Here is a 23,791-nt window from a genome sequence, read left to right as displayed (position 1 = left end):
GTTGATTTAAGAAACCACCAATCAAAACCATCTATAATGACTTGTTGTTATGGATGGTTTTGCCTAATTGATGTAAATTCTCATGATTCATTAAAACGCTAAACCACACTATAAAATCTTGTATTTTCAATCAATTAACCAACATTTAATCCTTGAAGTTAATCGTGTAAATGACGCCTAAGAATCAGTATCTTTCGCCATTGAACTGAAAAACTAAACGCGTTTAAATGTGACCATTCATTCTGTATTCTAAAATAAAGGACTTTGCATGAACCGTCGTGTTGTGATCACTGGTATGGGTATTAACTCATGTATCGGTAATACATTGGAAGCTGTTAAGCATTCTTTGGAAAATGGTATTTCAGGAACACGTCATAATTCAACCTACGAAGAACTTAATTTTAAAAGTCATGTCAGTGCTGCAGCTGAACAAGATTTTGATGGTATTGACCGTAAGCTGAAACGCTTTATGGGTGTTTGTGCCATGTATGCGTATAATTCAGCGCTTGCAGCTGTTGAACATGCAGGTTTAACTCCCGAACAAATCGGTGGTAATCCTCGTTATGGTATTGCAGGAGGCTCGGGTGGTAACTCAACTGCTTCTGTCGCAGAAATGGTTAAGCTTTTAGAAGAAAAAGGTGCACGTAAAATCGGACCTTTCTTTGTACCGCGCAATATGTCAAACACAATCACCGCCAATGTCGGTGTTGCATTCAAACTACAAGGTGTTGCACATTCCATTACCAGCGCTTGTGCAACTTCTGCTGATGCCATTGGTTATGCTTACAACCTGATCCAATTGGGTAAACAAGATTTAATGCTTGCTGGTGGTGGTGAAGAAGATCACTGGTCACAAAGTTTATTGTTTGATGCAATGGGCGCACTTTGTTCTAAATACAATGAAACGCCTGAAACAGCTTCTCGTCCATACTCAGCTGACCGTGATGGTTTTGTTATCGCTGGCGGTGGTGGTTTCGTTGTACTTGAATCACTTGAACATGCCCAAGCTCGTGGTGCAAATATCCTTGCTGAAGTTGTTGCTTATGCAGCGAACTCTGACGGCGCGGATATGGTTGCACCATCAGGTGAAGGTGCAACACGTTGTATCCTTATGGCACTTGAAGAAGCTAAACAACATGGTGTAGACAAGATTGACTATGTCAATACTCATGGTACTTCCACTCCTGCTGGTGATGTAACAGAATTACTGGCTATGGGACGTGCGTTCGGTGAAGGCAATGTACCTCCACTCAGCTCAACCAAATCTATGACAGGTCATAGCTTAGGTGCTGCTGGTGTTCAAGAAGCAATTTACTCTGTATTGATGATGCAAAACGACTTTATCGCACCAAACATCAATGTGACTGAACTTGATGAAGGTGCAAAAGGTTATGACATCGTACTTGAAAAACGTGACGCAAAATTGAATACTGTGATGAGTAACAGTTTCGGTTTTGGCGGTGTAAATGCTTGTCTCATTTTCAAAAAATGGGAAGGCTAATTTAAGCAATTCTGATCATTCATGGTTTATCTATACTGTGAATGATCAAGTTTTCGCACACTGCCCTTAAAAGGGTAAATTGATGGATGCTCCTTCTGAAGCTTTCCTTTGGGTTAAAGCTTTACATATCATAGCAGTCGTGTGCTGGTTTGCTGCATTGTTCTACCTTCCCCGCTTATACGTTTACCATGCAATGAGTGAGGATACGGTCAGTCATCAACGTTTCGAAATTATGGAACGTAAGTTGTATCGTGGCATCATGTGGCCATCAATGATTGCAACACTAATTACAGCGCATTTTTTAGTGGATTGGGGTGATGCCACACGCCACTACCATGAAGCATTATGGTTTTATCTCAAAGTTGGCTTGGTTGGTCTGTTGGTGATTTATCACTTTGTTTGTGGTTATTACCGTAAAAAACTGATTGGCAATGCCCATTATAAATCACACAAGTTTTGGCGTTTTTTTAATGAGATGCCGACATTGATTTTATTTGCTGTGATTATTTTGGTGGTGGTTAAACCTACGTTTTAACTAAAAAATATATTTGCCTCACATTCACTTAACTGATTGGCATGTTTTTATATTCCATGAAGTAAATCTATGAAAGATAATTTTATTGTATAAAAGAATAGCCTCTTCAAATATAAAGGGGCTTTTTAAATTCCAATCTATACGTTTATCTAACCATGCTTAGCTTTTGAACGTTGCACACGATTAATCAATAAATCCATAAATTTACTTTTTTTACCAACCTAATCAACTGGTATAGAAAAATGAAAACGCTTTGTCTATTTCCTCTTTCGATTAATTCCAAACAGCATTCCTTAAATAAACATAAAGTGCTTTATCTAGCTCTCTAAATAAAGACTCAGCATCAACTTTTTCATCTAAAAGCTCAATAATATCATCTTTATAATTAACCCTTTGTCCAAAAGGTCTCTTACCATCAGTGTATGGTAAAGGTAAGGGATACCCCTTAAAGAAAAAATCAACAAGACCATCATTGATCTTCATATCGCACCATATAAGTAGTTTAAGCAGTTCTATGTGGTGTTCTGTTAAATCAAATACTTCATTTTCCTTATAAACATAGCGATTAGCTAAACACGATGAAGCTGCAAACCATGTGGGAAAAGCACATAAAGCTTCACTCATGATTTTTTTTAGCTCATTAGAATTTTTAGATTTCTTTAAAATCTTAGATATTTCATCAAAACGAGGTAAATATACCGCTAAAGTACCATTTTCAATATTTAACCATGCAACATGTAAATTTTGAATAACAAGTATATGCTCTTGTGTTAAGGGAATATTTTCTTGTTCATAAGCATCTTTAACATTATATTTTCGAGGAATAATAGTTTTTATAAAATCTAAAATAACTTTCATTTTTAATTCCAATCTATACGTTTATCTAAAAAAGCATACTGACTATTTAACTTAGGCTCGTCTTGTAACTTTGCAAAATATTCAAGCTTTTGATCATCTTCAATATCAAAACGAGCTAACCAGTGATTGGCTAAATAGCCTTTAATCAGTGGAATTTCATCTGTTGAATAATTACCACGATGTAAATCACCTATTTTTTCAACACGTAAAGGCTTTAACACCCTATTTAACAAGACGTAAGGCGCGGGTAAGGGATCACTTTCAACAGAGCCCATTAAAGGTAAAGTCCCCGCTTGTATCACAACACCTGTACCATAGTCATAACCAATAAACCAATTCATCGGTAGTTCACTGTTTAATGCTTCTTCTTCCTTGATCGAATTAAACCATTCGTAATTAATTGCTGTAAGCCAACTTACTGTTTTGATACCTTCAATTAAATCTCTTGCTAACAACATCGGATCACCTACATCCATTGCCCAAGCTTTACGAGCCATAAACGCTTCAGTCGGTTCATTTTTATCATTTCGGATTTTGCTAAGAATACAAGCATACCCAGCGTAGCCATGTTTGGCTTTTAAGCGTTGCGCACACTTAATAAACAGCTCAATAAAAGCTTTACTATTTTCACCAACCCAGTCAATTGGCATAGAGAAAGTTAATGTACTTTGATAATTCTTTTTTTGAGCTTGCCATTGACTACGCCCATTCACAAAAAACTCCCACGCCCCTGTTGCAAATTTCTCTTTACCACTGGTATATAAAAAATTAAAAGCTTTCATAGGACTATAAAGTTTTAAGATATTTCGTATAGGTTTAACTTTTTCAAAAGCTAAACTAGCACCACCAGCCCCGTTAGGTGGCTCTGCCAAAGCCAAGTTAAATGCGCTTTGGCATATTCTTGATAATCATCAAAGCATTGAGCAATCGCTTCACGCATTTCATCGCTATAACCCTCTTTAAAGTACAGAACCGCACGAATCGCAGGAATTGCACCAACATAGTCTTCCCCACCTTGAGGAGTGAGTAAACCACCGCCAATGGCGCCTTTTTCTTGTGTCGCAACCTATGCTTTGTAGTCTTGTTCTTTTTTAAAGTGCATATGATTAATACGCCCTATTACCAATCTATACGTTTATCTAAAAAAGCATACTGACTATTTAACTTAGGTTCGTCTTGTAACTTTGTAAAATATTCGAGCTTTTGATCGTCTTCAATATCAAAGCGCTTCATCCATGCTTCTGCTCGATAACCTGTAATTAATGGATTTTCTTCTGTACTGTAGTTGCCACGGTGAATGGCTTGAATCTTCTCAACTCTTAGAGGCTTTAAGATTCTATTAAGTAAAATATATGGTGCTGGTAAAGGATCACTTTCGACTGAACCATCATTTGGTAATGCACCAGCTTGAATAACCACACCCGAACCATAGTCATAACCAATAAACCAATTCATCGGTAGTTCACTATTTAATGCTTCTTCATTTTTAATTCTATTAAACCATTCGTAATTAATTACTGTAAGCCAACTCACAGTTTTAATACCATCAACAAGATATTTTGCTGATAACATAGCATTACCTACATCCATTGCCCAAAGTTTACGAGATAAGAAGGCTTCTGTAGGTTCATTTTTATCATTTCGGATTTTACTAATGATACAAGCATACCCAGCGTAGCCATGTTTGGCTTTTAAGCGTTGCGCAGATTTTATAAATAAATCAATAAAAAGTTTTGGATTTTCTTCTACCCATTCAATAGGCATTGAAAATGTTAAAGTACTTTGGCTTTCTCTTTTCTTCGATTGCCATTCACTTTTACCACTCACATAGAATTCCCAAGCTCCTGTAGCGAATTTTTCCTTACCACTAGTATATAAAAGCCCAAAAGCTTTCATTCGACCATAGCTATTCAAAATCTTGCGAATAGGCTTAGTCTTTTTGTATTCAAGAGTATTTTCTTCCTCTTTTGGAGGCTCATCTTGCCATAGCCATTTCAAGTGATCTTTAGCGTGATTTTGATAATCATCAAAACATTGAGCAATGGCTTCACGCATTTCATTGCTATAGCCTTCTTTGAAGTATATAACAGCTCGAATCGCAGGTATTGCTCCCACATAATCCTCTGGACCTTTTTGTGTGAATAAAGCCCCTGCTATTGCCCCAAATTCTTGCTGCTCTGCCCAAGCTTTATAATCATCTTCACTTTTAAAATGCATATAAATATCCTTACCAAACTGGACTCGGTGATGGTTTTGGTGATGGGAATTTAGGCAGTTTGGGTAACTTCCCTTTTCTTAAATTATATAAAGCTAAAGCTATTCCTGATGCCCATGTTACAAACTCTGTAACTGTGGATTTTTTTCCATCTTCATCATCATTGCCACACTCACATTCATCGGGATCTAAAACTTTAACTTTTTTAGGATCTCCAGCTATTGTCTCATAACTATCTCGTTGGTCATCTCCAAACTCATCACCAAATTTGATTTCAACAACATTTTTAATATTGTCTTGGATTGCAGGTTTTGTTGGATCTTTAACAATAACCACATCAGGACGGCGAGTCATTCCCTCCCCCTTTTCATACTCATACCCTTTATCTTTAAGCCAATTTTTCTTAATCCATCCCCAAACATAATCATGCGCTTTGGTTGCTATGTTTTTATCAGTTACTGGTTTGGGAGGTGTTTCAGTCATATCATAAGTTAATTCTGGCTTCCAAGGGCTTCGATAACTAAGAACTACATCTAGCTTTTTTAATCTTGCAGAAACACAAGATTGATATAGATTTTGTTGGTTCTTACCTTTATGTGGCTGATAATGACAGTGACAAATCGCACTACATAATACTTTTTTATCTTCTGGGTCTAATTTGTCATTACCAACTCCAACAACTTTAATTGTTTGAAGTTGAGCTGGTTTAGTTGTTAATATTCCTTGTGGTTTTCCTTGATCAGCCATTGTCTAACTCATCCACTAAATTGAGATGAATTTCTTCCTCAGACGGGGTATAAATCCAATCGGTATAACCTTGCGCATCACTTGCATAAATTGTACTGGTACCATCTCCCAGAGTCACACGGACTCTACGGTTTGCGATCGCTTCACCAGTATTTTGGTCAACAAGCTGAAAACGACCTGAATGGTCTTGTGGTGGCGGTATTGTTTCTTCACCCTCATCGTTTGGATTACCCATCAGTTGAGAACCAAAAGGTGAACTGGCTTCAACAACCACTTGAAATGAACTTGGCAATAATTTCGCACCACATGCGGTTTTCATTCCTGCTAAAGCAACCTGACTATTATCAGGAAGAATAAAATTAGGTGCACCTTCAGCAATTGGAAAAACGCCTTTACATTTAGGACAAGCAACCATATAGCCTTTGGCAGCCATACCGATTCCATTGACTAAGGTAGAGGCATTGCTTTGAATCACGACACCACCATGATCGGTTTTACAACCTTGGACAATAACAGCTTGAGTCATAATTATTCTCTTATTTTATTTAGTAAAATTTAATAAAAATGTTTATATAAAAATAAATAAACCGCTCAAATATACCTTAATTATATGCAAGTAACAAATTTTCAAGCTAGAAACCTAGCCAGTTATTCATTTCAAATGGGAATAAAAAAGTAAAAAGCTCATTCTAGATTGGATTAAAAAATAGGAATAAGACAAAACAAAAAAAATATTATTATATTAAAATTCAATTAATTAATTTCATGAAAATATATGTGATTATGTTTTACAATAGACTTAATCACTACATTTTTAAAATTATAGATTCAGCGCCCCAAAAGCATATAGCAGATTATTGATATCATGCTATATACTTTATAAATATTTAATGAAATTAATTCGCCTATCTATTATTAAGTAAAAATTGACGTATTTGTCGATTCAACGGTGTTGAATAATACTTTTCGATTGCCCAACTCAATATAAATACTCCCATAAAATAAATAGGCAATAGCATCAATTTTTCGGCGGGTAGAGTTTCTTTGGGAAGATAAAAGACTTTAAACATACCAAGAATAATCAGATGAAATAAATACATCTCATAACTACGCTGCCCTACCCACTCCATAGCTTTGGAGAGCATAGAGAATGATTCAGCTTGCGGATGTTGAGCAAAACAGAAAATTAAAATCGCAGACAATAGCGCAAAAATAGACACTCCCCATGTACTGACATCTTTAATTGGGGCATAAAAGTACAACATAATCATCAAAATACAAACCACAGGCACTATGATTTTTGGAATATCAAGCTTTGTCCCCACCTGTTGAGCAATTAATGCGGTCAAACACCCCATTGCAATGCCATCGAAACTCGAAAAATAGTGATATAAATATGCCCCACTTTCTTCAGCAAAATGTAAAGAACGAAAGTAAGGTGCATAACAAATAACCACCAACAACAATGCAATAAAACCTTTCCCTCGCCCTAAAGCCAAACAGAGTATTGGAAAGGCTAAATAAAACACCTCTTCAACCGACAATGACCATAAGACACCAAGTGCATAATTCACCCAACCATTCTCAATGATCAATATATTCATCCAAAAGGTAAAAGCAGAAAATACAGTGAGCCCATAAGAGACTTCAATGTCATTGGGTGCTTGATTCATAAATGGTTTAAGTCCCATCGCACCAAATATCGTGACCAAAGCAACAAGCAGGACTAAACAAGGTATAATTCGTGCAATACGGCGAACATAAAAGTCTTTTACTCTGATATGCCCTAACGATCCACTTCTTTGTAAAGTGTGCTGAGTAATCAGAAAGCCTGAAATGACGAAAAACATCGTCACCCCATAGTTGCCATTACGCGCAATCAAATTATTAAGACTTTCTCCAAAAATTTGTACACCTAAAAATGTGTCGTGCAATTTATAAGGAATATTAAAATGATGAATCAGCACCAATAAAATTGAAATGCCTCGTAATAAATCAATCTTGTTATTGCGCATAGATATTTTTGTTTACCTAAAGTGGTGCTATTAAACGTGTTTTTTATTTTTATTTCAGTATTTTATTTTGAACAATTTGTTAATAAATTGATGTAGCCTATGGATTGCGAATCTAAAAATAATGCCAATCAAGACATCTTAAACTATAAAATTTATAACGAAATCAATTTAATTAGAAAAAATATACAGGAGATGACCTAAAACCATCTCCTGATCAGTTAAAAGTTGACGATATTCAACATTAGTCTTGTTGATGACTACGTTTTCTCATACGCGGTTTATACATGAACTGATAAGTGACCGCCAAAATAATCGCCCACAACGGACTGATGATGAGTGCCTTTAAAGTATCAGGCTCCAAGCTGAGAATCACCAATGTAAACGCAAGGAAGACCAATACAATATATGACATCCATACGCCACCTGGCATTTTAAAGTTTGATTTTGCATGCAGTTCTGGGCGTAATTTACGATAGCGTATATAACATACCATGATGATACTCCAGATGCTGATGAACAAAATCACGCACAGAGAACTTGCCAGCGTAAATGCTTCAACAGTATTCGGTACAAAATACTGTAAGGCTGCACCAGCCATAATGAAACCACAAGAGAACAACAACCCTTTTGCAGGAACAGCACGCTTTGATAGCTCAGCCAGCTTTTCAGGCGCTTGACCTTCTTTGGCTAAACCAAAGAGCATACGACTGGTTGAAAACACACCACTGTTCATTGATGACATCACAGAAGATAACACCACCAGATTCATAATAATGGCAGCACCACCAATACCTGCATGCATAAATAACGATACAAAAGGACTTTGGTCAGCTGGAATTTCTGTCCAAGGTGTTACAGACATAACAATAAACAATGCCAATACATAGAATAAAATAATCCGTGTAGGAATTGCATTGACCGCTTTAGGCAAGTTCTTTTCTGGATCTTTGGTTTCTGCTGCCATCGTCCCAATCAGCTCAACACCGACAAAAGCAAATAAGGCAATTTGGAAGCCTGCTAAAAAGCCAGTTCCGCCTTTCGGAAACATTCCCCCATATGACCACACATTGCTAAAGCTGGCAACGGAGCCACTTGGCGCTTGAAAGTGGCTAAATACCATATACCCACCAATCAGAATCAAGCCAAGAATGGCTAAAATCTTAATCAATGCAAACCAAAATTCAATTTCACCGAACAATTTTACGGTAAGTAGGTTAATCCCGAGGACCAAAAGCACGCAGCCTGCACTAATCAGGGCTTGCCCCATGGGCGTAAAAGCAACGCCATCGGGTAACCAAAAATTCAAATAATTAATAATTGCAGCTAAATCAGCAATGCCGACCAAAATCCAACCCAGCCAATAAGACCAGCCGATGTAGTAACCTGCACCAGGACCAATCAAGTCATGTGCCATGTCGATAAATGATTTGTAATGCAGATTGGAAAGTAGAATTTCCCCTAATGCACGCATTAAGAAGAAAAACATGGCACCAATAATCATATAAATGATTAAAATCGAGGGACCTGCTAGAGAAATTGTTTTCCCTGATCCCATAAATAAACCTGTACCAATCGCACCGCCTATGGCAATTAATTGCAAATGACGATTTGATAGTTTCCGTTGCAGCTCATGTGGCGACGATGGTGCGTCATCTGTATGGCTTGAAGTTGTCATAAAAATATCCTTTTTGACAATTTTTCTGGAGGTAAAACTTGCTTGTGGCAACAGAACATTCCCGTTCTATTTTGTTTTACCCAACTTGAGCGAAAGCACATGGTTTACATGTGCTTTGGCTTTGTTTCTAAATAAGTACGATTTAAGTCATGCAGTGATCAATGCGTAGACATTAAAAAGCTTATTTCTGTGCTGCAGTGACTGCAATTTCAATCAACCAATCTGGATTCACCATATCTGCTTGAATTGTGGCACGAGAAGGGGCAACACAACCTTTTAACCAATCCACCCAAACAGCATTGAATGCTGGAAAGTCTGATAAATTTTTTATGTAAACATTTGCAGACAATAAACGTGATTTATCAGTATCTGCTTCAAGCAATAGTTGATCGATGGTTGCCAAGATATCTTTGGTTTGACCCACAACATCAAGTTGCGTATTTTTAGGTACTTGACCAGATAAATAAACCACTTTATTAAAAATTGTGACTGCACTCATCACTTCATTGCTATTCAGTTTCTGAATATCAGCATGTTGAAGATTATTTGACATCTTTATTTCCTTATTTCGAAATTTTGAAATTAACGCGTGCAGTGACACCACACATGAGTTCATAACCAACTGTGCCTGAACTTACAGCAACATCATCGATCGGCAGTACAGCACCGTCAGAAGATTGTCCCCACAACACCACTTCACTGCCAATGTCAGCATCCGTAATATGAGTTAAATCAACTGCGAGCATATCCATACTGACTCGACCAATGGTTTTAGTCAGTACAGAATTGACCAACACTGGCGCATCCATAGAAATACGCTGATAACCATCAGCATAACCACATGCAACAATACCGATTTTCATCGCATGGGGTGCTGTGAACTTTGAACCATAACCCACTGTTTCATTTGCCTGTAAATCTTGAACTGCAATGATTTCACTGCGCAAACTCATGCTTGGTTTAAGATTCCAGTCTTGGATTGAATGGGTAGGATAATCAGGTGAGCTACCGTAAAGCATAATGCCGCTACGAATATAATCTGAATGTAAATCTTGTGAATGTCTCAGGATGGCAGCGCTATTTGAGACCGAGCGGTCACCCGCTAAATCGTGAATCGTCTCATCAAAAACACGTTGTTGATATTCAATCCCAGATTTTCCCAAACGCTCTCCATCTGCATCTGAAAAATGCATCATATGGGTGATGGACTTGACCGCAGCACACTGTTTCAATCGTTGCCACATTGTACGATAAACCTCTGGTTTAAAACCCAGACGATTCATGCCCGTATTCATTTTTAAAAATACGTCGAATTGGGTCTGTGATCGAGCATGTTGTGTTTGGAACTGCTCTAACCAAGTAATTTGTGCTGTGTGATGCAAACTAAAGCTCAATTGGTATTTTTCACAATCCATTAGATCTTCTGCGGAGAAGATACCTTCTAAAAGCAAGATTGGACCTGTCCAACCTAATTTTCTTAATCTTTTTGCTTCCTCAATATCCAATAAAGCAAAACCATCTGCGGATTTAAACGCTTCATAAACACGCTCAATTCCATGCCCATATGCATTGGCTTTGACCACTGCAAAAACCTTACTTTGAGGCATAAATTGACGAGCAACATTTAAATTATGCTGTAATGCATCATGATGAATGACAGCAGTAATTGGTCTAGGCATGTTATTCGTCCCTGAATACGAATCTGCAATTAAAGCGTTTATCTCTAAACGCCTTAATACAATGTGAATAATAAAAATGAATGCAGTTTTTAAGCTGCGTGAGGATAACGCTGAATAGATAGACCTTCTGTACTAATATCTGTTTGATGATTCAATACAAGATCACTGATCAATTTTCCTGAACCACATGCCATCGTCCAACCTAATGTGCCATGACCTGTATTTAAGAATAAGTTTTTAAAACGTGTCGCACCAATAATCGGTGTACTGTCTGGTGTCATTGGACGAAGACCTGTCCAGAACGATGCTTGTGCCAAATCACCACCTGGGAATAAGTCTTGAGTAACCATTTCTAAAGTGCCACGACGGTCAGCATTTAAACCATGGTTAAAACCACTCAGCTCAGCCATTCCACCCACACGGATACGTTGATCAAAACGCGTGATTGCAATTTTATAAGTCTCATCTAAAACTGTAGACTGTGGTGCAAATGTTGGATCAACAATCGGAATGGTTAATGAATAACCTTTTACAGGATAGACTGGTAAATTTAACTCAAGAGGTTTTAAGAAATCCCGTGAATAGCTACCAAATGCCAATACATAACGATCAGCTGTCAATACTTGACCATTAACCACGACACCCTTGATTTCATCACCTTCAACCACAAGTTTTTCAACATTTTGGTTAAATTTAAAATCTACGCCCAAATCTTTGGCTAAGTTGGCTAAGGCATTGGTAAATAAATAACAATCGCCTGTTTCATCATTTGGAAGATGTAAACCACCCACCAATTTATCTTTCGCATGTTCGAGTGCTGGCTCAACCTTAGCAAGATCATCTTTAAGCAATAGCTCATGAGGAACGCCACACTCTTTCAGTACAGCAATATCACGTTGAACCATCTCTAATTGTGCTTCATTACGGAAGACTTGCAGGGTACCTTTTGAACGGTTTTCGTATTGAATACCTGTATCTTTACGAAGCTCTCTTAAACAGTCACGGCTATATTCAGCAACACGTGTCATACGTTCTTTATTGATGGCATAACTTTCTGAATTACAGTTTTTAAGCATTTGCGCCATCCATTGTAATTGCCACATGCTTCCATCGATATTGATTGCCAGCGGTGCATGGTGTTGAAACATCCACTTCACAGCTTTGAATGGGATACCGGGTGCAGCCCACGGCGTTGAATATCCTGGGGAGATTTGACCTGCGTTACCAAAGCTGGTTTCTTCAGCAGGACCTGCTTGACGATCTAAAACTGTAACTTGTGCTCCTTGCTGCGCGAGGTAATATGCACTTGCTACACCAATCACACCACTACCTAATACGATTACACGCATTTCTTATCCTTTACGCATTTACTAGTTTATTTAACTAGTATATTTTTGGTTCAATAGTTTATTTCACTATTTTTAATGTTAAAATTTAGGTGTTTTAATTTTTTGTCGTGAAAATTCACCAAAAAAAGGAAATTATTGATGCGTAAATTAGACCGTATAGATCGAATGATTTTAGAAATTCTTCAGAATGAAGGTCGCATTGCCATCAGTGAATTGGCTTCGCGAGTTAGTTTATCAACAACACCTTGTTCTGAGCGAGTTAAGCGTTTGGAACGTGATGGCATCATTATGGGTTATCATGCGCGCCTCAATCCAAAACACCTCGATCGTAACTTATTGGTTTTTCTTGAAATTAGTCTCTCTGCAAAATCTGGTGACGTTTTTGAACAAGTCGCGAAAGATTTAATGGAAATACCAGAAGTACAAGAATGCCACCTCATTTCTGGGGACTTTGATTATCTGGTCAAAGCCCGATTAAAAGAAATGAGTGCTTACCGTCGTTTACTGGGTGACTTACTTAAAAAACTTCCCTCTTCCGCATCTTCACATAGTTATATTGTGATGGAAGAAATTAAAGAATCACTGTACCTTGATGTCAAATAAATAAATTATTTTAACAACTTACAACAATTCACTTAATTTAGCTCATCAACATGGATCGTATCAAACAAAATTGAGCAGTTCAGCAAAGCTTTTGATACGAGCCTTTGGCTGAGCAAGATCTAACTCCTGCTGACTTCCATAACCATATTCAACTGCAATTGTTTCAATGCCATTTTTGCGAGCACCGAAAATATCATGCTCTCGGTCTCCGACCATAAGACATTGTTCTGGATTGAGCTGTTCTTTATCTAAAATATAGGCAATCAATTCGGCTTTGTTGGTTCGTTCACCATTGAGTTCACTTCCATAAGGATAGTCAAAATAACTCAATAAATCGAAATGATCTAGAATTTGACGCGCATAGACTTCAGGTTTTGCTGTTGCTAAAAACAGTCGATAACCTTTATTTTTCAGTGCAGCTAAGGTCTGCGCAACATCCTCAAATACATGATTTTCAAATAGCCCAGTAACAGCAAAACGCTCTCGATAACCCAATAAAGCTTGCTCAGCCAATACATCATTTACATCAATATTCAACAATTTTGCTAAAGATGCTTTTAGCGGTGGACCAATGATCCAATCAATATTTTCAGACTCAGGAATAGGATGTCCTACTTTTGCAAGACCGTATCGTGCAGATGTGGTAATCCCTACCTTTGGGTCAGTGAGTGTTCCATCCAAATCAATTAAAATATTCTTTATCATGGTCCAATCCTTTAAATCTGCGTTTCAAACAATTATCAAATTACTATCGAGTGTTCTCTCAAAGTTGCCTATACTAACGCAAATTTGAGAATTAAGGACATCATCGTGCGCCCTACTGTACTTTGTTTTTCAGGTCTAGACCCTTCAGGTGGAGCTGGCTTACAAGCTGATATTGAAGCAATTGGTCAAAGTGGTGCGCATGCGGCAATTGCTTGTACAGCATTAACCATTCAAAACTCTCAACAAGTCTTTGGTTTTGAAGCGACCTCAAAACAACTCTTACTTGCTCAAGCCAATGCTGTTGTTGGCGACTTACCGATTAAAGCGGTGAAGTCTGGGATGCTGGGAACTACAGATAACATTGCCGCTTTGGCTGATTTTTTAAGAGAACATCCAGACTATCTCTATGTGCTTGATCCAGTTTTAGTGGCGAATAGTGGTGGTTCTCTAGGTAATCAAGAGACCTTAGTTAAAGCCTTTGTTGAACTGATTCCGTTAGCAACTGTCATTACCCCAAACACAGTTGAGTTACGTGCCTTAACAGGTGAAGATAATATAGAACAGGCAACCCAGAAACTCTTTGAAATGGGTGCTCAAGCCGTTTTAGTTAAAGGTGGACATGAAGATACACCTGACTATATTCGCAATGCTTTATATGTAAATGGTGAAATGATCACTGAATCGAAATGTCCGCGTTTAGCAGGTGAATATCATGGCTCAGGTTGTTCACTTGCGAGCTTTATTGCTGGGCGCTTGGCACTGGGTGATCAACTTAAAATTGCGGTACAACACGCCGAAACATGGTTATTTGGTGTATTGAAAAATGCAGAAACACCCATCGAAGGTGGGCAAAAAATTCCAAAACGTTTTTAAACCTAATGATCCTAAACAAACTAATGTCCAAAATTTTATCCATTCATTTATAGGTAAGGTTTTGGACAATTGATCAAACATAACAGAGAACAACAATGATTAAAAAAAGCTCAATCATCTTGGCTTGTGTTTTTTCCCTCAGTCCACTCACTTTTGCCTTCCCCCAACAACAAACTGTTACAGGGAATTTAAACTACACTGTAAATGGACAAAAAACTCAATTTTTATTTAAAAATGGCGATGAAGAGTTAGGGCAGCTCACCATTAAAACTGCATCAAAACGGCAAACATTCCCACTGCAAGAATTGCCTTATCAACGCTCCTACCAGATCTATTTTAATGATTATAATTTTGATGGATATACCGATATTGCAGTGTCTGCTCCAGATATGGGTATGGGGGTTTATGCTGTGTTTGATATTTTTCTTTACCAACCCAAAAGCAAAGAATATCAAGTATTAGATCAAAGTAAGATTGATTTTAGCCATGCCCAATGTTCTATATTGGCAGATCTCAAATTGATTCCTCAGAAAAAACAAATGACCAGTTCATGTCGAGGTGGCGCAAGATGGTGGGTTGATACCTTTGAATTTAAACATGGGCAATGGAAATGGTTAAAATCTAAGGCAGAGGATGAATGATTCAACAATTTTATGATCAGCGCGTCTTAAAAAATCAGCACAATAAATAGCAAGGACCAAAAACTTTACCCACCCCATATAAAAGCGTAAATTAATAACTTGAAATGGTGATCATGCTTTTTCAATGAAATTAATCATTATAACAAAATGAGAAGATAACGATTGTCCAAACGTATTCATCAAATCACCCCATTAAGCCTTCCTATTGCTGGCACAGAAGCAATATCGTTGTTGACGGAGCACTCTTTTCCTCGGCATTCACATGATTACTTTGGTATAGGTATTATTACACGGGGAGCACAACGTTCTTGGAGTTTAATTGGTCAAGTGGAAGCAGCATCTGGTGATGTCATTATCGTAAATCCCGGTGAAATTCATGATGGTATTCCTATTGATGGACCACGTTGTTGGCAAATGATTTATTTTCAACCAGAACTATTGCAACAAGAATTGCTTGCTGAAGGACGCTGTGCAGATGCCATATTGCATCCACTCATACATGATCAGTTATTGAGTCAGCATTTATCTCAACTTTTTAAACATATGTCTCAACCTGACATTGAAAGTGTTGCATTAGAAGAAATGCTTTTGTTTAGTTTAATGCATACAAGTCGTCATCACATACTCTCGAAAAAACATCGACCCACGCAACACTTTTCTGTAAAGCGTGCTAAAGAATATCTTGACGAGATGTCTGGATATACAGTTACTCTGAGTGAGCTCGCTGATTTATGCGATATCAGTCGATTTCAACTACTCAGAAGTTTTTCGCATGAATTTGGCATTACTCCACATGCTTACTTAATGCAACGACGTGTTTGCCAAGCGAGAAACTACCTATTACAAGGAAAAACTTTAGTTGAAGCTGCTTTATTTGCAGGCTTTGCCGATCAGAGTCATATGACAAGAGCCTTTGCACGTCAATTTGCAATGACGCCAAGTCGCTATCAAAAATATTATTTGTGTTAAAAGTATCCTGCAATTTTATTCAAGACTTTAATTTTATATCTTTAAGATAATCAAGCTTCATTTATATTTGGAGCAGGCTCATGTACATGAGTTTCGAATTTTTAATTACATCACTTATTGTTGTTATTTCACCGGGTACAGGTGCCATTTATACCATAGCCACAGGGATATCACGTGGTACAAAAGCCAGTTTGATTGCTGCAATTGCATGTACATTAGGGATTATTCCCCATATATTCATAGCAATCCTCGGACTGGCGTTCGTGTTTACCATGAGTAGCTCAGTATTTATGATTTTAAAGTTTCTAGGTGTGACTTATTTACTATATATGGCTTGGTCAGCACTCCAAGAGAAAGGCTCCTTTCAATTTGAACAAAATGAGACTAAGCACTCCTCTCTTAAAATTATCAAACACGCAATATTTATTAATTTATTCAATCCAAAACTTCCCTTGTTTTTTTTAGCTTTTTTACCTCAGTTTATTTCTAGCCATACCGCTCAACCTATATTGGACATGCTCGGCTTAAGTCTAATATTTATGCTGCTTACATTAGTTGTTTTTATTTTCTATGGGTGTTTCGCTGCAATGATGCGCCGATATGTGTTAGGAAAACCGAGTGTACTAAAATGGCTTAGGCGCATATTTTCTATGAGTTTTGTTGGTTTAAGTATGAAACTCTTATTTAGTTCAAAATCATGAAAGTTTTACTCTCTTTCTAAGTGTCTAAATCATATATACGATTTGATCAAAGTGAAGAATTGAAAAGCTATTTATAGCATTGCTCAAATTTAATTTCGTTTTGACGGAGATTAAGTCAAAAAATTAATTCAAATTTGAGCTAAATTTTCTCCAACTTTAATAACACATCCTTATTTTCCAAACCTCCGGCAAAACCAACCAATTTACCATTTGCACCCACCACACGATGACATGGTGCGATAATAGAAATTGGATTTTTACCATTCGCAGCGCCGACTGCCCGAACGGCTTTTACGTTACCAATCTGTTCAGCAATTTGCTTATAACTTCGCGTTTCACCAAATGGAATCGTAAGTAAAGCTTGCCAAACCTTTTGTTGAAACTCTGTTCCAGCAAAATCTAGGGCTAAGTCAAATTGGGTTCGATGTCCTTGAAAATATTCATTCAATTGTTGCTGTGTTTCCAACAAAACGGGATGATTTTTATTTTCAATCAATTGTGCTAAACGGACACGTTTAGGATTTTCATTTTCCCAAAGTACTGCAACCAACGCTTGATCGTGGGCCACTAGTTTCAATTTCCCTACAGGTGAATTCATTTCCATAAATGAAAGCTGCATCAAATGACTCACTCTTCTCGATATCTGTTTTCACAGATTAACTTAGCTTGAAGATAATTTCATCAACACTAACCCAGAAATAATCAGTACAGCAGCCAACATCCGCATGGCAGATGCTGGTTCACCTAAAAAGAAGATACCGACAGCAAATGAACCCACAGCGCCAATTCCTGTCCAAACCGTATAGGCAGTACCTAATGGTAAGCTTTTCATTGCATAAGATAATAAGGCAAAACTTGCGATCATAAAAATAAGGGTTAAAACACTAGGAATCAGTTTACTAAAGCCATCTGAGACCTTCATAAAATATGCCCAAACCACCTCAAATAACCCTGCAACCACCAATAAAACCCATGCCATTCGATATTCACCATTTTCTATATGTTATTTCTCAATATGATCACACAAAAAAGTGCCATCCCAAATCAGGATGGCACTTCGATATTCCAATTAACTGGATGAAAGCTTCATCAGCACTAGACCGGAAATAATCAGTACAGCTGCCAGCATACGCATCGCTGTTGCAGGTTCACCAAGGATAAAAATCCCCACTAAGAATGAACCAATTGCACCAATTCCTGTCCAGATCGTATAAGCCGTTCCTAATGGCAAGGTACGCATCGCATATGCCAATAGACCAAAACTTAAAATCATAAAAAATAAAGTGATAATGCTCGGTGTGAGCTTAGTAAATCCTTCAGACATTTTCATGGTATATGCCCAAACGATTTCAAAGATACCTGCAAAGACGAGAACAATCCAAGCCATGACCAGCTCCAAATTTAAATTAGAATCAGGTCGTCCTGACGATTTTTCTCAGATTGAGGGAGGTCGTTCCTCCTAAAGAATCCTAATTATATCAACTCATCTGACTAAATTTATTAAAATTTACAAAATTTGACCTTATTTACATTTGAATGGTACTTTTTCATCAGGCTTACTTTATGATCATTCACAGTCATTATAAAAGCGGAGTAGATACGCCATGAAACATGATTATTGGGGTGAAATTCATCCAAGTTGGGCAGGATTTAGTTCAGAAACTTTTTTTTCACATGCATTTTTTAATCAACATGCAGATCGAGAAATTTTTTTGGGAGAAGAGTTCGATGAAGAAGGTAATGAAATAGAACAAGAACCTGATCAAGAACAACTTAATGCATTCGCCAAAACATATCAAAAATTTCTACAAAATTTTGAACAACACCTCAAAACAATACAGCAACATGCTTTCGAACGTTACCAAAAACTTTATGCACACCACTATGAAAATCCTGAAAAGTCAGGAGAAGCAGCTTTAAATATTCACGATGTTGAGTCACATAATCCTTATATTCAAACCATGTTAAATTTACGACTAAGTTCTCCAGACATATTAAGGCTATCCATTCATTATGATTTGGATACTGAGCACGGAATGGAGTTTAAGTTTGTCAATGATCAGCTTGAAATCGTGGCAGGTATCGCTGAAACATAAAAGGTCACCTCCTCAGAAGTGACCTTTTATTTATTTTTGAAAATCAAAAATTAGAATCTTAAACGCAACCCTGCACCATATAACCAACCGTTTTCTGAATCAGTTGCTGTTTGCCATTGAGTTTCTTTATTACCCTTAGAGTAAGTATAGGCAACACTGACATAAGGCATGACTTTTTTGGTGATTTCATAACGTGTTTCTAAACCCGTCGTCATACTGTTTAGACCTGACTTTTTTGCATATCGAGAGTCATCACTAAAGACCACATTGATATCTAAATATGGCTGCAAAATCAGTTTTTGAGTTAACAGTAAATCACGTGAGGTTTCTAAACTAAACGCCACTCTGCTGTCTTGACCAAAATAAAGATAAGCATCTGTTTCAAAGAAATACTGCGCCAAACCATGCAAACCGAGTGCAGCATCTACACGTTCTTGATCAGTTTCTCGTTCAGGATTATCACTATAACGCACACCCGCTTGAACATCCCAGAATGCTGCAATATTACGGCTATATAAGGCACTCAGATCATATTCAGCTTTGCTTGATTCGGCTTTACTGGAGCTTCCTTTAATAAACAGTTTATTTTCATCTGTTCCAACTCTGAGTTCGAATGAAGAATCCAGAGTACCTTTACCATCCTCATCCAACATCCAGGCATTGTCGATCGTTACCCGTTGATATACTTGTCCACCATGCTCCTTTCGATGGTCATGTGTATCATGGGATAAACCCGTATTTGCTGAGTCATTACTCTGCTCAGCATCCATTTGATGTTGAGAATGATCAACTGTTTGGTTTGGGTTTTCCATTGAGTTCATTTTGGAATGATCCATGGATGAATTGCTCATCGTCGTGGTGGATTCAGTGATTGCATTCGTTACACCTTGCAGCTGATGACCTTCATGGGCGATTGCTAAACCACTGACTGACAACAATGAAATATTTAAAACTGATTTTGAAAAAAGATTAATGATTCGCATGTTCGCCTCCTTTCATTTCAGTTTTTTGATTTGCTTTTGTTGCTTGAATAGGTTGTGTTGACACTTTGCCATCACTGACATTTGCAACAATCAACTTATTCATCATGCCTGACGTCATGTGATACAACAGATGACAATGGATTGCCCATTCACCTAATTCATCAGCAGTAAGCAATGCCGTCACTGTTTTACCAGGCGGTACAACAACAGTGTGTTTATTTGGCATATCTACTGGAGGTTGACCATTTTCCAACTGCATAAACATGCCATGCAAATGCATTGGATGCGCCATCATGCTGTCATTAATAAATTTAATACGAATGCGCTCACCGTATTTCACTTTAAGCGGTTCAGCCTCGCTAAATTTTTTACCGTTAATCGTCCAGACATAACGCTCCATGGTTCCACCTAAACGCACCACCAGTTCGCTGGTCGCCTCACGCGTATCTGGTTGTGGTGTGAGTGACTTTAAATCACTGTATTGAAGCGCTTTATCTCCTTGAGGTGTTGAAGCATTTGCCCAACCATAAACCACTTGGTCATTCTTAGACTTTGAGGCTTGGTCATGCTGAGAATGATCCATGCCTTGCATACTGTCAGCACTCATCTTCGAATGGTCCATGCCCTGCATACTGTCAGCACTCATCTTCGAATGGTCCATGCCCTGCATACTGTCGGCACTCATCTTTGAATGATCCATGCTCTGCATACTATCGGCACTCATCTTTGAATGATCCATGCCCTGCATACTGTCATCACTCATCTTCGAATGGTCCATGCCCTGCATACCGTCAGCACTCATTTTTGAATGGTCCATGCCTTGCATACTGTTGGCACTCATTTTTGAATGGTCCATGCCTTGCATACTGTCGGTGCTCATTTTTGAATGGTCCATGCCTTGCATACTTCCTCCTCCCATACTGGAGTGGTCCATTCCCATATCTTCCATGGTCAACAGTGAACGTGGACGAGCATTAGGCATATGAATACCTGAGGCTTTAGGCATCAATTCATTATGCAGTGTTCCAATCGCAAATCCTGAACGGTCAATCGACTCAGCCTCAATTTGATAATGATTGCCTTTAGGTTCAACGATTACATCATAAGTTTCAGCCGTTCCTATGCGGAACTCATCAACAGCAACAGGTTTCACTGGTTGCCCGTCAGCACTGACAACCGTCATTTTTAAATGAGGAATTCTGACATCAAAAAATGACATTGCTGATGCATTCACAAAGCGTAAACGTACTTTTTCATTGGGTTTAAACATACCCGTCCAATTCTGTTCAGGGGTTTTGCCATTGACCAAAAAGGTATAACCCGTCACATCAGACATATCTGTTTTTAACATACGCATCTGATTCCACATTTTCCGATCAGACCACGTGGTCTTTAAACCATCACGCTGTATTTGTTTCCAAACATCAAAAACCGTTTCTCGTCGATTTTGGTAGTATTCCGCTGAGACTTTTAAATTGTTTTGAATTTGATCACTGGTCTGCTTATGAAAGTCCGATAGCATGACCACGTAATCACGTTCTGTTCGTTCATGCGCTGCCAAAGGTTTTCTATCTTTGGGATAAATAACTAAAGAACCATATAAACCGTCTTGTTCCTGTCCTTTTGAATGCGCGTGATACCAGTAGGTTCCACTTTGACGAACCTTGAACTTATATACATATTCTTCGTTGGGTTTAATTCCATTAAAACCATTAAAACCTGGAACTCCATCCATAATTCCAGGAAGTAACAGACCATGCCAATGAACGGAGGAATCCTGATTTTTTAATTTATTGGTGACACGAATAACAGCATCATCACCTTCTTCAAACTCTAAAAGTGGTGCTGGAAACTGACCATTCACAGTAATACGTTTTAAGGGCTTGCCAATAACATTGACCATTCCTTCATCAATCGTTAATCGATACTCTCTCACTGCCGCCATTCCCCATGTTGAGGAAAACAAACACAATGAGACAAGCAGGCTTTTCGCCAAACGTTTTTGAACTAAATAAATAGACATAACTTAACCTAAATTTTAAAAATAAACTTTACGAATAAAAAGTTTCTAAAATCAGGCTAAGCTTTGGGTGGACGTAAGATTTCTTGCCAAAAACCAGCAAGATGCTGTGCTCTGTAAGTTGCTTGATAAGAAGCACTATTTTGAAAATGATCAGGTATAGTCAATTTGGGGATATCACTGTTCAACCAAATCACGGTAGATTGACAGGATAACAAGCTACAATCTTGGCACTTAAACGCTTGTGTTGGCTCAGATTGACTCACTTGCTGATGACAATCATTTTGATCCGTTATCGCTTGATCATTATTTGTATGCTGATTTTGTCCATTTTTATTCTTATTTATATCTGTACAAAGATTTTTAAGCTGTTGTACAGACCCATATTCCTTTTTTGTTTGATGCCCATCGATGTGATGAGATGATGACATCATTTGTTGATGCTGCATACTCATCTGCATGACTTTTGCAGATGCAATAGACACACCACTCCACCCTATGGCAAAAACCATAAGACAAACAAACCACAGCTGTTTGCGGAGTTGTATAAACAAAACTTGAACCTTGTTAAGCCAATGATGAGTCTAAAGCATAGCCAATAATCTTGATTTTGGCAAATATCACACATTTCAATGCATAAGTACTGATTGGATAAATCTTCAGCACATTATTTTTTATACAATGCTGAATCATTGAGCAGGTCAATAAACAACACATTTCATAAAAAAAGAGCGCATATGAACTCTTTTTAAACGATTCTTGATGAACGACTAAACAATTGACAACTAATTGTTTAATCTATACCCAGCTTATCCATATGCTTATCAACATAGTTATCCATATAGTTAATCACAATGTTATCCACAGGGTGTTTTCATTTTTTGTGGAAAACTTTTAAACTGAAACTTGACCTACTTTGGCTAATTCAGCTCGCATTTCATTGATTACCGCTTGATAGTCGGGTTTTCCAAAAATCGCTGAACCTGCCACAAACATATCTGCACCCGCTTCCGCAATTTCACGAATATTGGCAGGTCCAACGCCCCCATCAATTTCTAAACGAATGTCACGACCTGAAGCATCGATAATTTTACGTGCCTCACGGAGTTTTTCTAAAGTCTTTGGAATAAATTTTTGACCGCCAAAACCAGGGTTAACACTCATCAATAAAACTTGATCTACTTTATCCAACACATAATCTAAATAATGTAATGGTGTTGCTGGATTAAATACTAGACCCGCTTTTGCGCCACCATCTTTAATCAGTTGCAAAGAGCGATCAATATGGTGTGTTGCCTCAGGGTGGAAGGTAATAATATCCGCACCTGCCTCAAGAAAATCACCAATCATACGATCTACAGGAGAAACCATGAGATGCACGTCAATCGGTGCTTTGATGCCATATTTCTTTAATGCCTTACACACCCCAGCACCAAAAGTTAAGTTTGGAACATAATGGTTATCCATCACATCAAAATGAACAACATCTGCGCCTGCAGCCAATACATTTTCAACTTCTTCACCTAAACGGGCAAAATCAGCAGACAAAATTGATGGGGCAATTAGAAATGGCTTGGACATGAAACAACCTAGCAGATATAAAAATTTTTCCTATTATAACAAACT

At 37.8% G+C, this 23,791-nt stretch carries 25 protein-coding genes and 1 pseudogene; 8 read left to right on the top strand and 18 right to left on the bottom strand.

The window, feature by feature from the left end:
• Window positions 1-268 precede the first annotated feature (268 nt).
• Window positions 269-1,501: a beta-ketoacyl synthase N-terminal-like domain-containing protein gene (locus TOL5_RS04075; protein ID WP_009586190.1), complete on the top strand. Its 1,233-nt coding sequence runs from the start codon at window positions 269-271 to the stop codon at window positions 1,499-1,501.
• 82 nt (window positions 1,502-1,583) lie between these two features.
• Complete coding sequence (locus TOL5_RS04070; RefSeq protein ID WP_004830008.1) at window positions 1,584-2,036, top strand: CopD family protein; 453 nt, start codon at window positions 1,584-1,586, stop codon at window positions 2,034-2,036.
• Window positions 2,037-2,309: 273 nt separating this feature from the next.
• Here TOL5_RS04070 and TOL5_RS04065 read toward each other — a convergent pair whose 3' ends face one another.
• The 10 genes and pseudogenes from TOL5_RS04065 to TOL5_RS04020 all read right to left on the bottom strand — a co-directional run bounded on the left by TOL5_RS04065 (window position 2,310) and on the right by TOL5_RS04020 (window position 12,574).
• Window positions 2,310-2,894: a hypothetical protein gene (locus TOL5_RS04065; protein WP_121774604.1), complete on the bottom strand. Its 585-nt coding sequence runs from the start codon at window positions 2,892-2,894 to the stop codon at window positions 2,310-2,312.
• A 2-nt stretch (window positions 2,895-2,896) separates the two neighbouring features.
• Window positions 2,897-3,936: pseudogene (locus TOL5_RS04060) on the bottom strand (type VI immunity family protein).
• Window positions 3,937-4,013: 77 nt separating this feature from the next.
• Window positions 4,014-5,111: a type VI immunity family protein gene (locus TOL5_RS04055; protein WP_121774603.1), complete on the bottom strand. Its 1,098-nt coding sequence runs from the start codon at window positions 5,109-5,111 to the stop codon at window positions 4,014-4,016.
• 10 nt (window positions 5,112-5,121) lie between these two features.
• A complete protein-coding gene (locus TOL5_RS04050; RefSeq protein ID WP_121774602.1) occupies window positions 5,122-5,856 on the bottom strand; it encodes a VRR-NUC domain-containing protein in 735 nt (244 codons plus the stop codon).
• Window positions 5,849-6,382, bottom strand: a complete 534-nt coding sequence (locus TOL5_RS04045) for a PAAR domain-containing protein (RefSeq protein WP_121774601.1) — start codon at window positions 6,380-6,382, stop codon at window positions 5,849-5,851. Before TOL5_RS04045 ends, TOL5_RS04050 begins: the two co-directional genes overlap by 8 nt.
• 379 nt (window positions 6,383-6,761) lie before the next feature.
• On the bottom strand, window positions 6,762-7,871 hold the full coding sequence (locus TOL5_RS04040; protein ID WP_121775771.1) for an acyltransferase family protein: 1,110 nt from the start codon (window positions 7,869-7,871) through the stop codon (window positions 6,762-6,764).
• A 241-nt stretch (window positions 7,872-8,112) separates the two neighbouring features.
• On the bottom strand, window positions 8,113-9,546 hold the full coding sequence (locus TOL5_RS04035) for an amino acid permease (protein WP_005033615.1): 1,434 nt from the start codon (window positions 9,544-9,546) through the stop codon (window positions 8,113-8,115).
• Between the two features lie 181 nt (window positions 9,547-9,727).
• Window positions 9,728-10,099 carry a RidA family protein gene (locus TOL5_RS04030; protein ID WP_004830021.1) on the bottom strand — a complete coding sequence of 124 codons (372 nt, stop codon included), beginning with the start codon at window positions 10,097-10,099 and terminating at the stop codon, window positions 9,728-9,730.
• A 10-nt stretch (window positions 10,100-10,109) separates the two neighbouring features.
• Entirely contained in the window at window positions 10,110-11,225 is a 1,116-nt protein-coding gene (gene alr, locus TOL5_RS04025; protein ID WP_046760914.1) for an alanine racemase, read from the bottom strand.
• Window positions 11,226-11,314: 89 nt separating this feature from the next.
• The gene (locus TOL5_RS04020) at window positions 11,315-12,574 is read right to left on the bottom strand and encodes a D-amino acid dehydrogenase (RefSeq protein ID WP_009585200.1); all 1,260 of its coding nucleotides are present in this window, start codon (window positions 12,572-12,574) and stop codon (window positions 11,315-11,317) included.
• Between the two features lie 138 nt (window positions 12,575-12,712).
• Between TOL5_RS04020 and TOL5_RS04015 the strand changes: the two genes are divergently transcribed.
• Window positions 12,713-13,177, top strand: coding sequence for an Lrp/AsnC ligand binding domain-containing protein (locus tag TOL5_RS04015; protein ID WP_004830027.1), 465 nt, complete (start codon window positions 12,713-12,715; stop codon window positions 13,175-13,177).
• 60 nt (window positions 13,178-13,237) lie between these two features.
• Here the strand turns inward: TOL5_RS04015 and TOL5_RS04010 are convergent, their stop codons facing one another.
• Window positions 13,238-13,882, bottom strand: coding sequence for an HAD-IA family hydrolase (locus TOL5_RS04010; RefSeq protein WP_004830031.1), 645 nt, complete (start codon window positions 13,880-13,882; stop codon window positions 13,238-13,240).
• A gap of 105 nt (window positions 13,883-13,987) precedes the next feature.
• Here TOL5_RS04010 and TOL5_RS04005 point away from each other — a divergent pair, with 105 nt between their 5' ends.
• The 4 genes from TOL5_RS04005 (at window position 13,988) to TOL5_RS03990 (ending at window position 17,066) form a co-directional block, all read left to right on the top strand.
• On the top strand, window positions 13,988-14,755 hold the full coding sequence (locus TOL5_RS04005; RefSeq protein WP_005033620.1) for a hydroxymethylpyrimidine/phosphomethylpyrimidine kinase: 768 nt from the start codon (window positions 13,988-13,990) through the stop codon (window positions 14,753-14,755).
• 95 nt (window positions 14,756-14,850) lie between these two features.
• The gene (locus tag TOL5_RS04000) at window positions 14,851-15,396 is read left to right on the top strand and encodes an FG-GAP repeat protein (RefSeq protein WP_121774124.1); all 546 of its coding nucleotides are present in this window, start codon (window positions 14,851-14,853) and stop codon (window positions 15,394-15,396) included.
• Window positions 15,397-15,558: 162 nt separating this feature from the next.
• A complete protein-coding gene (locus TOL5_RS03995; RefSeq protein ID WP_005033624.1) occupies window positions 15,559-16,365 on the top strand; it encodes a helix-turn-helix transcriptional regulator in 807 nt (268 codons plus the stop codon).
• A gap of 86 nt (window positions 16,366-16,451) precedes the next feature.
• Complete coding sequence (locus tag TOL5_RS03990; protein WP_035300845.1) at window positions 16,452-17,066, top strand: LysE family translocator; 615 nt, start codon at window positions 16,452-16,454, stop codon at window positions 17,064-17,066.
• A gap of 139 nt (window positions 17,067-17,205) precedes the next feature.
• Here TOL5_RS03990 and TOL5_RS03985 read toward each other — a convergent pair whose 3' ends face one another.
• The 3 genes from TOL5_RS03985 to sugE (TOL5_RS03975) form a co-directional block, all read right to left on the bottom strand.
• The gene (locus TOL5_RS03985; RefSeq protein WP_009585224.1) at window positions 17,206-17,685 is read right to left on the bottom strand and encodes a methylated-DNA--[protein]-cysteine S-methyltransferase; all 480 of its coding nucleotides are present in this window, start codon (window positions 17,683-17,685) and stop codon (window positions 17,206-17,208) included.
• Between the two features lie 42 nt (window positions 17,686-17,727).
• The gene (gene sugE, locus TOL5_RS03980; RefSeq protein WP_009585232.1) at window positions 17,728-18,045 is read right to left on the bottom strand and encodes a quaternary ammonium compound efflux SMR transporter SugE; all 318 of its coding nucleotides are present in this window, start codon (window positions 18,043-18,045) and stop codon (window positions 17,728-17,730) included.
• A gap of 90 nt (window positions 18,046-18,135) precedes the next feature.
• Entirely contained in the window at window positions 18,136-18,453 is a 318-nt protein-coding gene (gene sugE, locus TOL5_RS03975; protein WP_004830041.1) for a quaternary ammonium compound efflux SMR transporter SugE, read from the bottom strand.
• Window positions 18,454-18,670: 217 nt separating this feature from the next.
• Between sugE (TOL5_RS03975) and TOL5_RS03970 the strand changes: the two genes are divergently transcribed.
• Window positions 18,671-19,162 carry a DUF6985 domain-containing protein gene (locus TOL5_RS03970; protein ID WP_121774125.1) on the top strand — a complete coding sequence of 164 codons (492 nt, stop codon included), beginning with the start codon at window positions 18,671-18,673 and terminating at the stop codon, window positions 19,160-19,162.
• Window positions 19,163-19,212: 50 nt separating this feature from the next.
• On the opposite strand, the gene TOL5_RS03965 is transcribed toward TOL5_RS03970, so the two are convergent.
• The 4 genes from TOL5_RS03965 to rpe form a co-directional block, all read right to left on the bottom strand.
• The gene (locus tag TOL5_RS03965; protein ID WP_121774126.1) at window positions 19,213-20,145 is read right to left on the bottom strand and encodes a copper resistance protein B; all 933 of its coding nucleotides are present in this window, start codon (window positions 20,143-20,145) and stop codon (window positions 19,213-19,215) included.
• Window positions 20,132-22,168, bottom strand: coding sequence for a multicopper oxidase domain-containing protein (locus TOL5_RS03960; protein ID WP_121774127.1), 2,037 nt, complete (start codon window positions 22,166-22,168; stop codon window positions 20,132-20,134). The genes TOL5_RS03965 and TOL5_RS03960 overlap by 14 nt, the downstream gene beginning before the upstream one ends.
• Window positions 22,169-22,224: 56 nt before the next feature.
• Window positions 22,225-22,650 (bottom strand): hypothetical protein, encoded by a 426-nt coding sequence (locus tag TOL5_RS03955; RefSeq protein WP_227510903.1) that lies wholly within the window; start codon window positions 22,648-22,650, stop codon window positions 22,225-22,227.
• A 409-nt stretch (window positions 22,651-23,059) separates the two neighbouring features.
• Window positions 23,060-23,746 (bottom strand): ribulose-phosphate 3-epimerase, encoded by a 687-nt coding sequence (gene rpe / locus TOL5_RS03950; protein ID WP_005033643.1) that lies wholly within the window; start codon window positions 23,744-23,746, stop codon window positions 23,060-23,062.
• Window positions 23,747-23,791: the final 45 nt, after the last annotated feature.

Origin of the sequence: Acinetobacter sp. Tol 5, from assembly GCF_019702905.1 — a bacterium.
Classification (GTDB): domain Bacteria; phylum Pseudomonadota; class Gammaproteobacteria; order Pseudomonadales; family Moraxellaceae; genus Acinetobacter; species Acinetobacter bereziniae.
Note: the sequence above shows the minus strand (reverse complement) of the source record. Positions and strands in the feature narration are given on the sequence as shown.

What these genes read in the sequence shown, in the direction of transcription:
- TOL5_RS03970 (WP_121774125.1), top strand. Translation starts at nt 18,671, where the DNA reads ATGAAACATGATTATTGGGGTGAAATTCATCCAAGTTGGGCAGGATTT.
- sugE (WP_004830041.1), bottom strand. Translation starts at nt 18,453, where the DNA reads ATGGCTTGGATTGTTCTCGTCTTTGCAGGTATCTTTGAAATCGTTTGG.
- TOL5_RS04055 (WP_121774603.1), bottom strand. Translation starts at nt 5,111, where the DNA reads ATGCATTTTAAAAGTGAAGATGATTATAAAGCTTGGGCAGAGCAGCAA.
- TOL5_RS04035 (WP_005033615.1), bottom strand. Translation starts at nt 9,546, where the DNA reads ATGACAACTTCAAGCCATACAGATGACGCACCATCGTCGCCACATGAG.
- TOL5_RS03965 (WP_121774126.1), bottom strand. Translation starts at nt 20,145, where the DNA reads ATGCGAATCATTAATCTTTTTTCAAAATCAGTTTTAAATATTTCATTG.
- TOL5_RS04010 (WP_004830031.1), bottom strand. Translation starts at nt 13,882, where the DNA reads ATGATAAAGAATATTTTAATTGATTTGGATGGAACACTCACTGACCCA.
- TOL5_RS04000 (WP_121774124.1), top strand. Translation starts at nt 14,851, where the DNA reads ATGATTAAAAAAAGCTCAATCATCTTGGCTTGTGTTTTTTCCCTCAGT.
- alr (WP_046760914.1), bottom strand. Translation starts at nt 11,225, where the DNA reads ATGCCTAGACCAATTACTGCTGTCATTCATCATGATGCATTACAGCAT.
- TOL5_RS04045 (WP_121774601.1), bottom strand. Translation starts at nt 6,382, where the DNA reads ATGACTCAAGCTGTTATTGTCCAAGGTTGTAAAACCGATCATGGTGGT.
- TOL5_RS03985 (WP_009585224.1), bottom strand. Translation starts at nt 17,685, where the DNA reads ATGCAGCTTTCATTTATGGAAATGAATTCACCTGTAGGGAAATTGAAA.
- TOL5_RS04050 (WP_121774602.1), bottom strand. Translation starts at nt 5,856, where the DNA reads ATGGCTGATCAAGGAAAACCACAAGGAATATTAACAACTAAACCAGCT.
- TOL5_RS04070 (WP_004830008.1), top strand. Translation starts at nt 1,584, where the DNA reads ATGGATGCTCCTTCTGAAGCTTTCCTTTGGGTTAAAGCTTTACATATC.
- TOL5_RS04075 (WP_009586190.1), top strand. Translation starts at nt 269, where the DNA reads ATGAACCGTCGTGTTGTGATCACTGGTATGGGTATTAACTCATGTATC.
- rpe (WP_005033643.1), bottom strand. Translation starts at nt 23,746, where the DNA reads ATGTCCAAGCCATTTCTAATTGCCCCATCAATTTTGTCTGCTGATTTT.
- TOL5_RS04065 (WP_121774604.1), bottom strand. Translation starts at nt 2,894, where the DNA reads ATGAAAGTTATTTTAGATTTTATAAAAACTATTATTCCTCGAAAATAT.
- TOL5_RS03960 (WP_121774127.1), bottom strand. Translation starts at nt 22,168, where the DNA reads ATGTCTATTTATTTAGTTCAAAAACGTTTGGCGAAAAGCCTGCTTGTC.
- TOL5_RS04030 (WP_004830021.1), bottom strand. Translation starts at nt 10,099, where the DNA reads ATGTCAAATAATCTTCAACATGCTGATATTCAGAAACTGAATAGCAAT.
- sugE (WP_009585232.1), bottom strand. Translation starts at nt 18,045, where the DNA reads ATGGCATGGGTTTTATTGGTGGTTGCAGGGTTATTTGAGGTGGTTTGG.
- TOL5_RS04040 (WP_121775771.1), bottom strand. Translation starts at nt 7,871, where the DNA reads ATGCGCAATAACAAGATTGATTTATTACGAGGCATTTCAATTTTATTG.
- TOL5_RS03990 (WP_035300845.1), top strand. Translation starts at nt 16,452, where the DNA reads ATGAGTTTCGAATTTTTAATTACATCACTTATTGTTGTTATTTCACCG.
- TOL5_RS04020 (WP_009585200.1), bottom strand. Translation starts at nt 12,574, where the DNA reads ATGCGTGTAATCGTATTAGGTAGTGGTGTGATTGGTGTAGCAAGTGCA.
- TOL5_RS04015 (WP_004830027.1), top strand. Translation starts at nt 12,713, where the DNA reads ATGCGTAAATTAGACCGTATAGATCGAATGATTTTAGAAATTCTTCAG.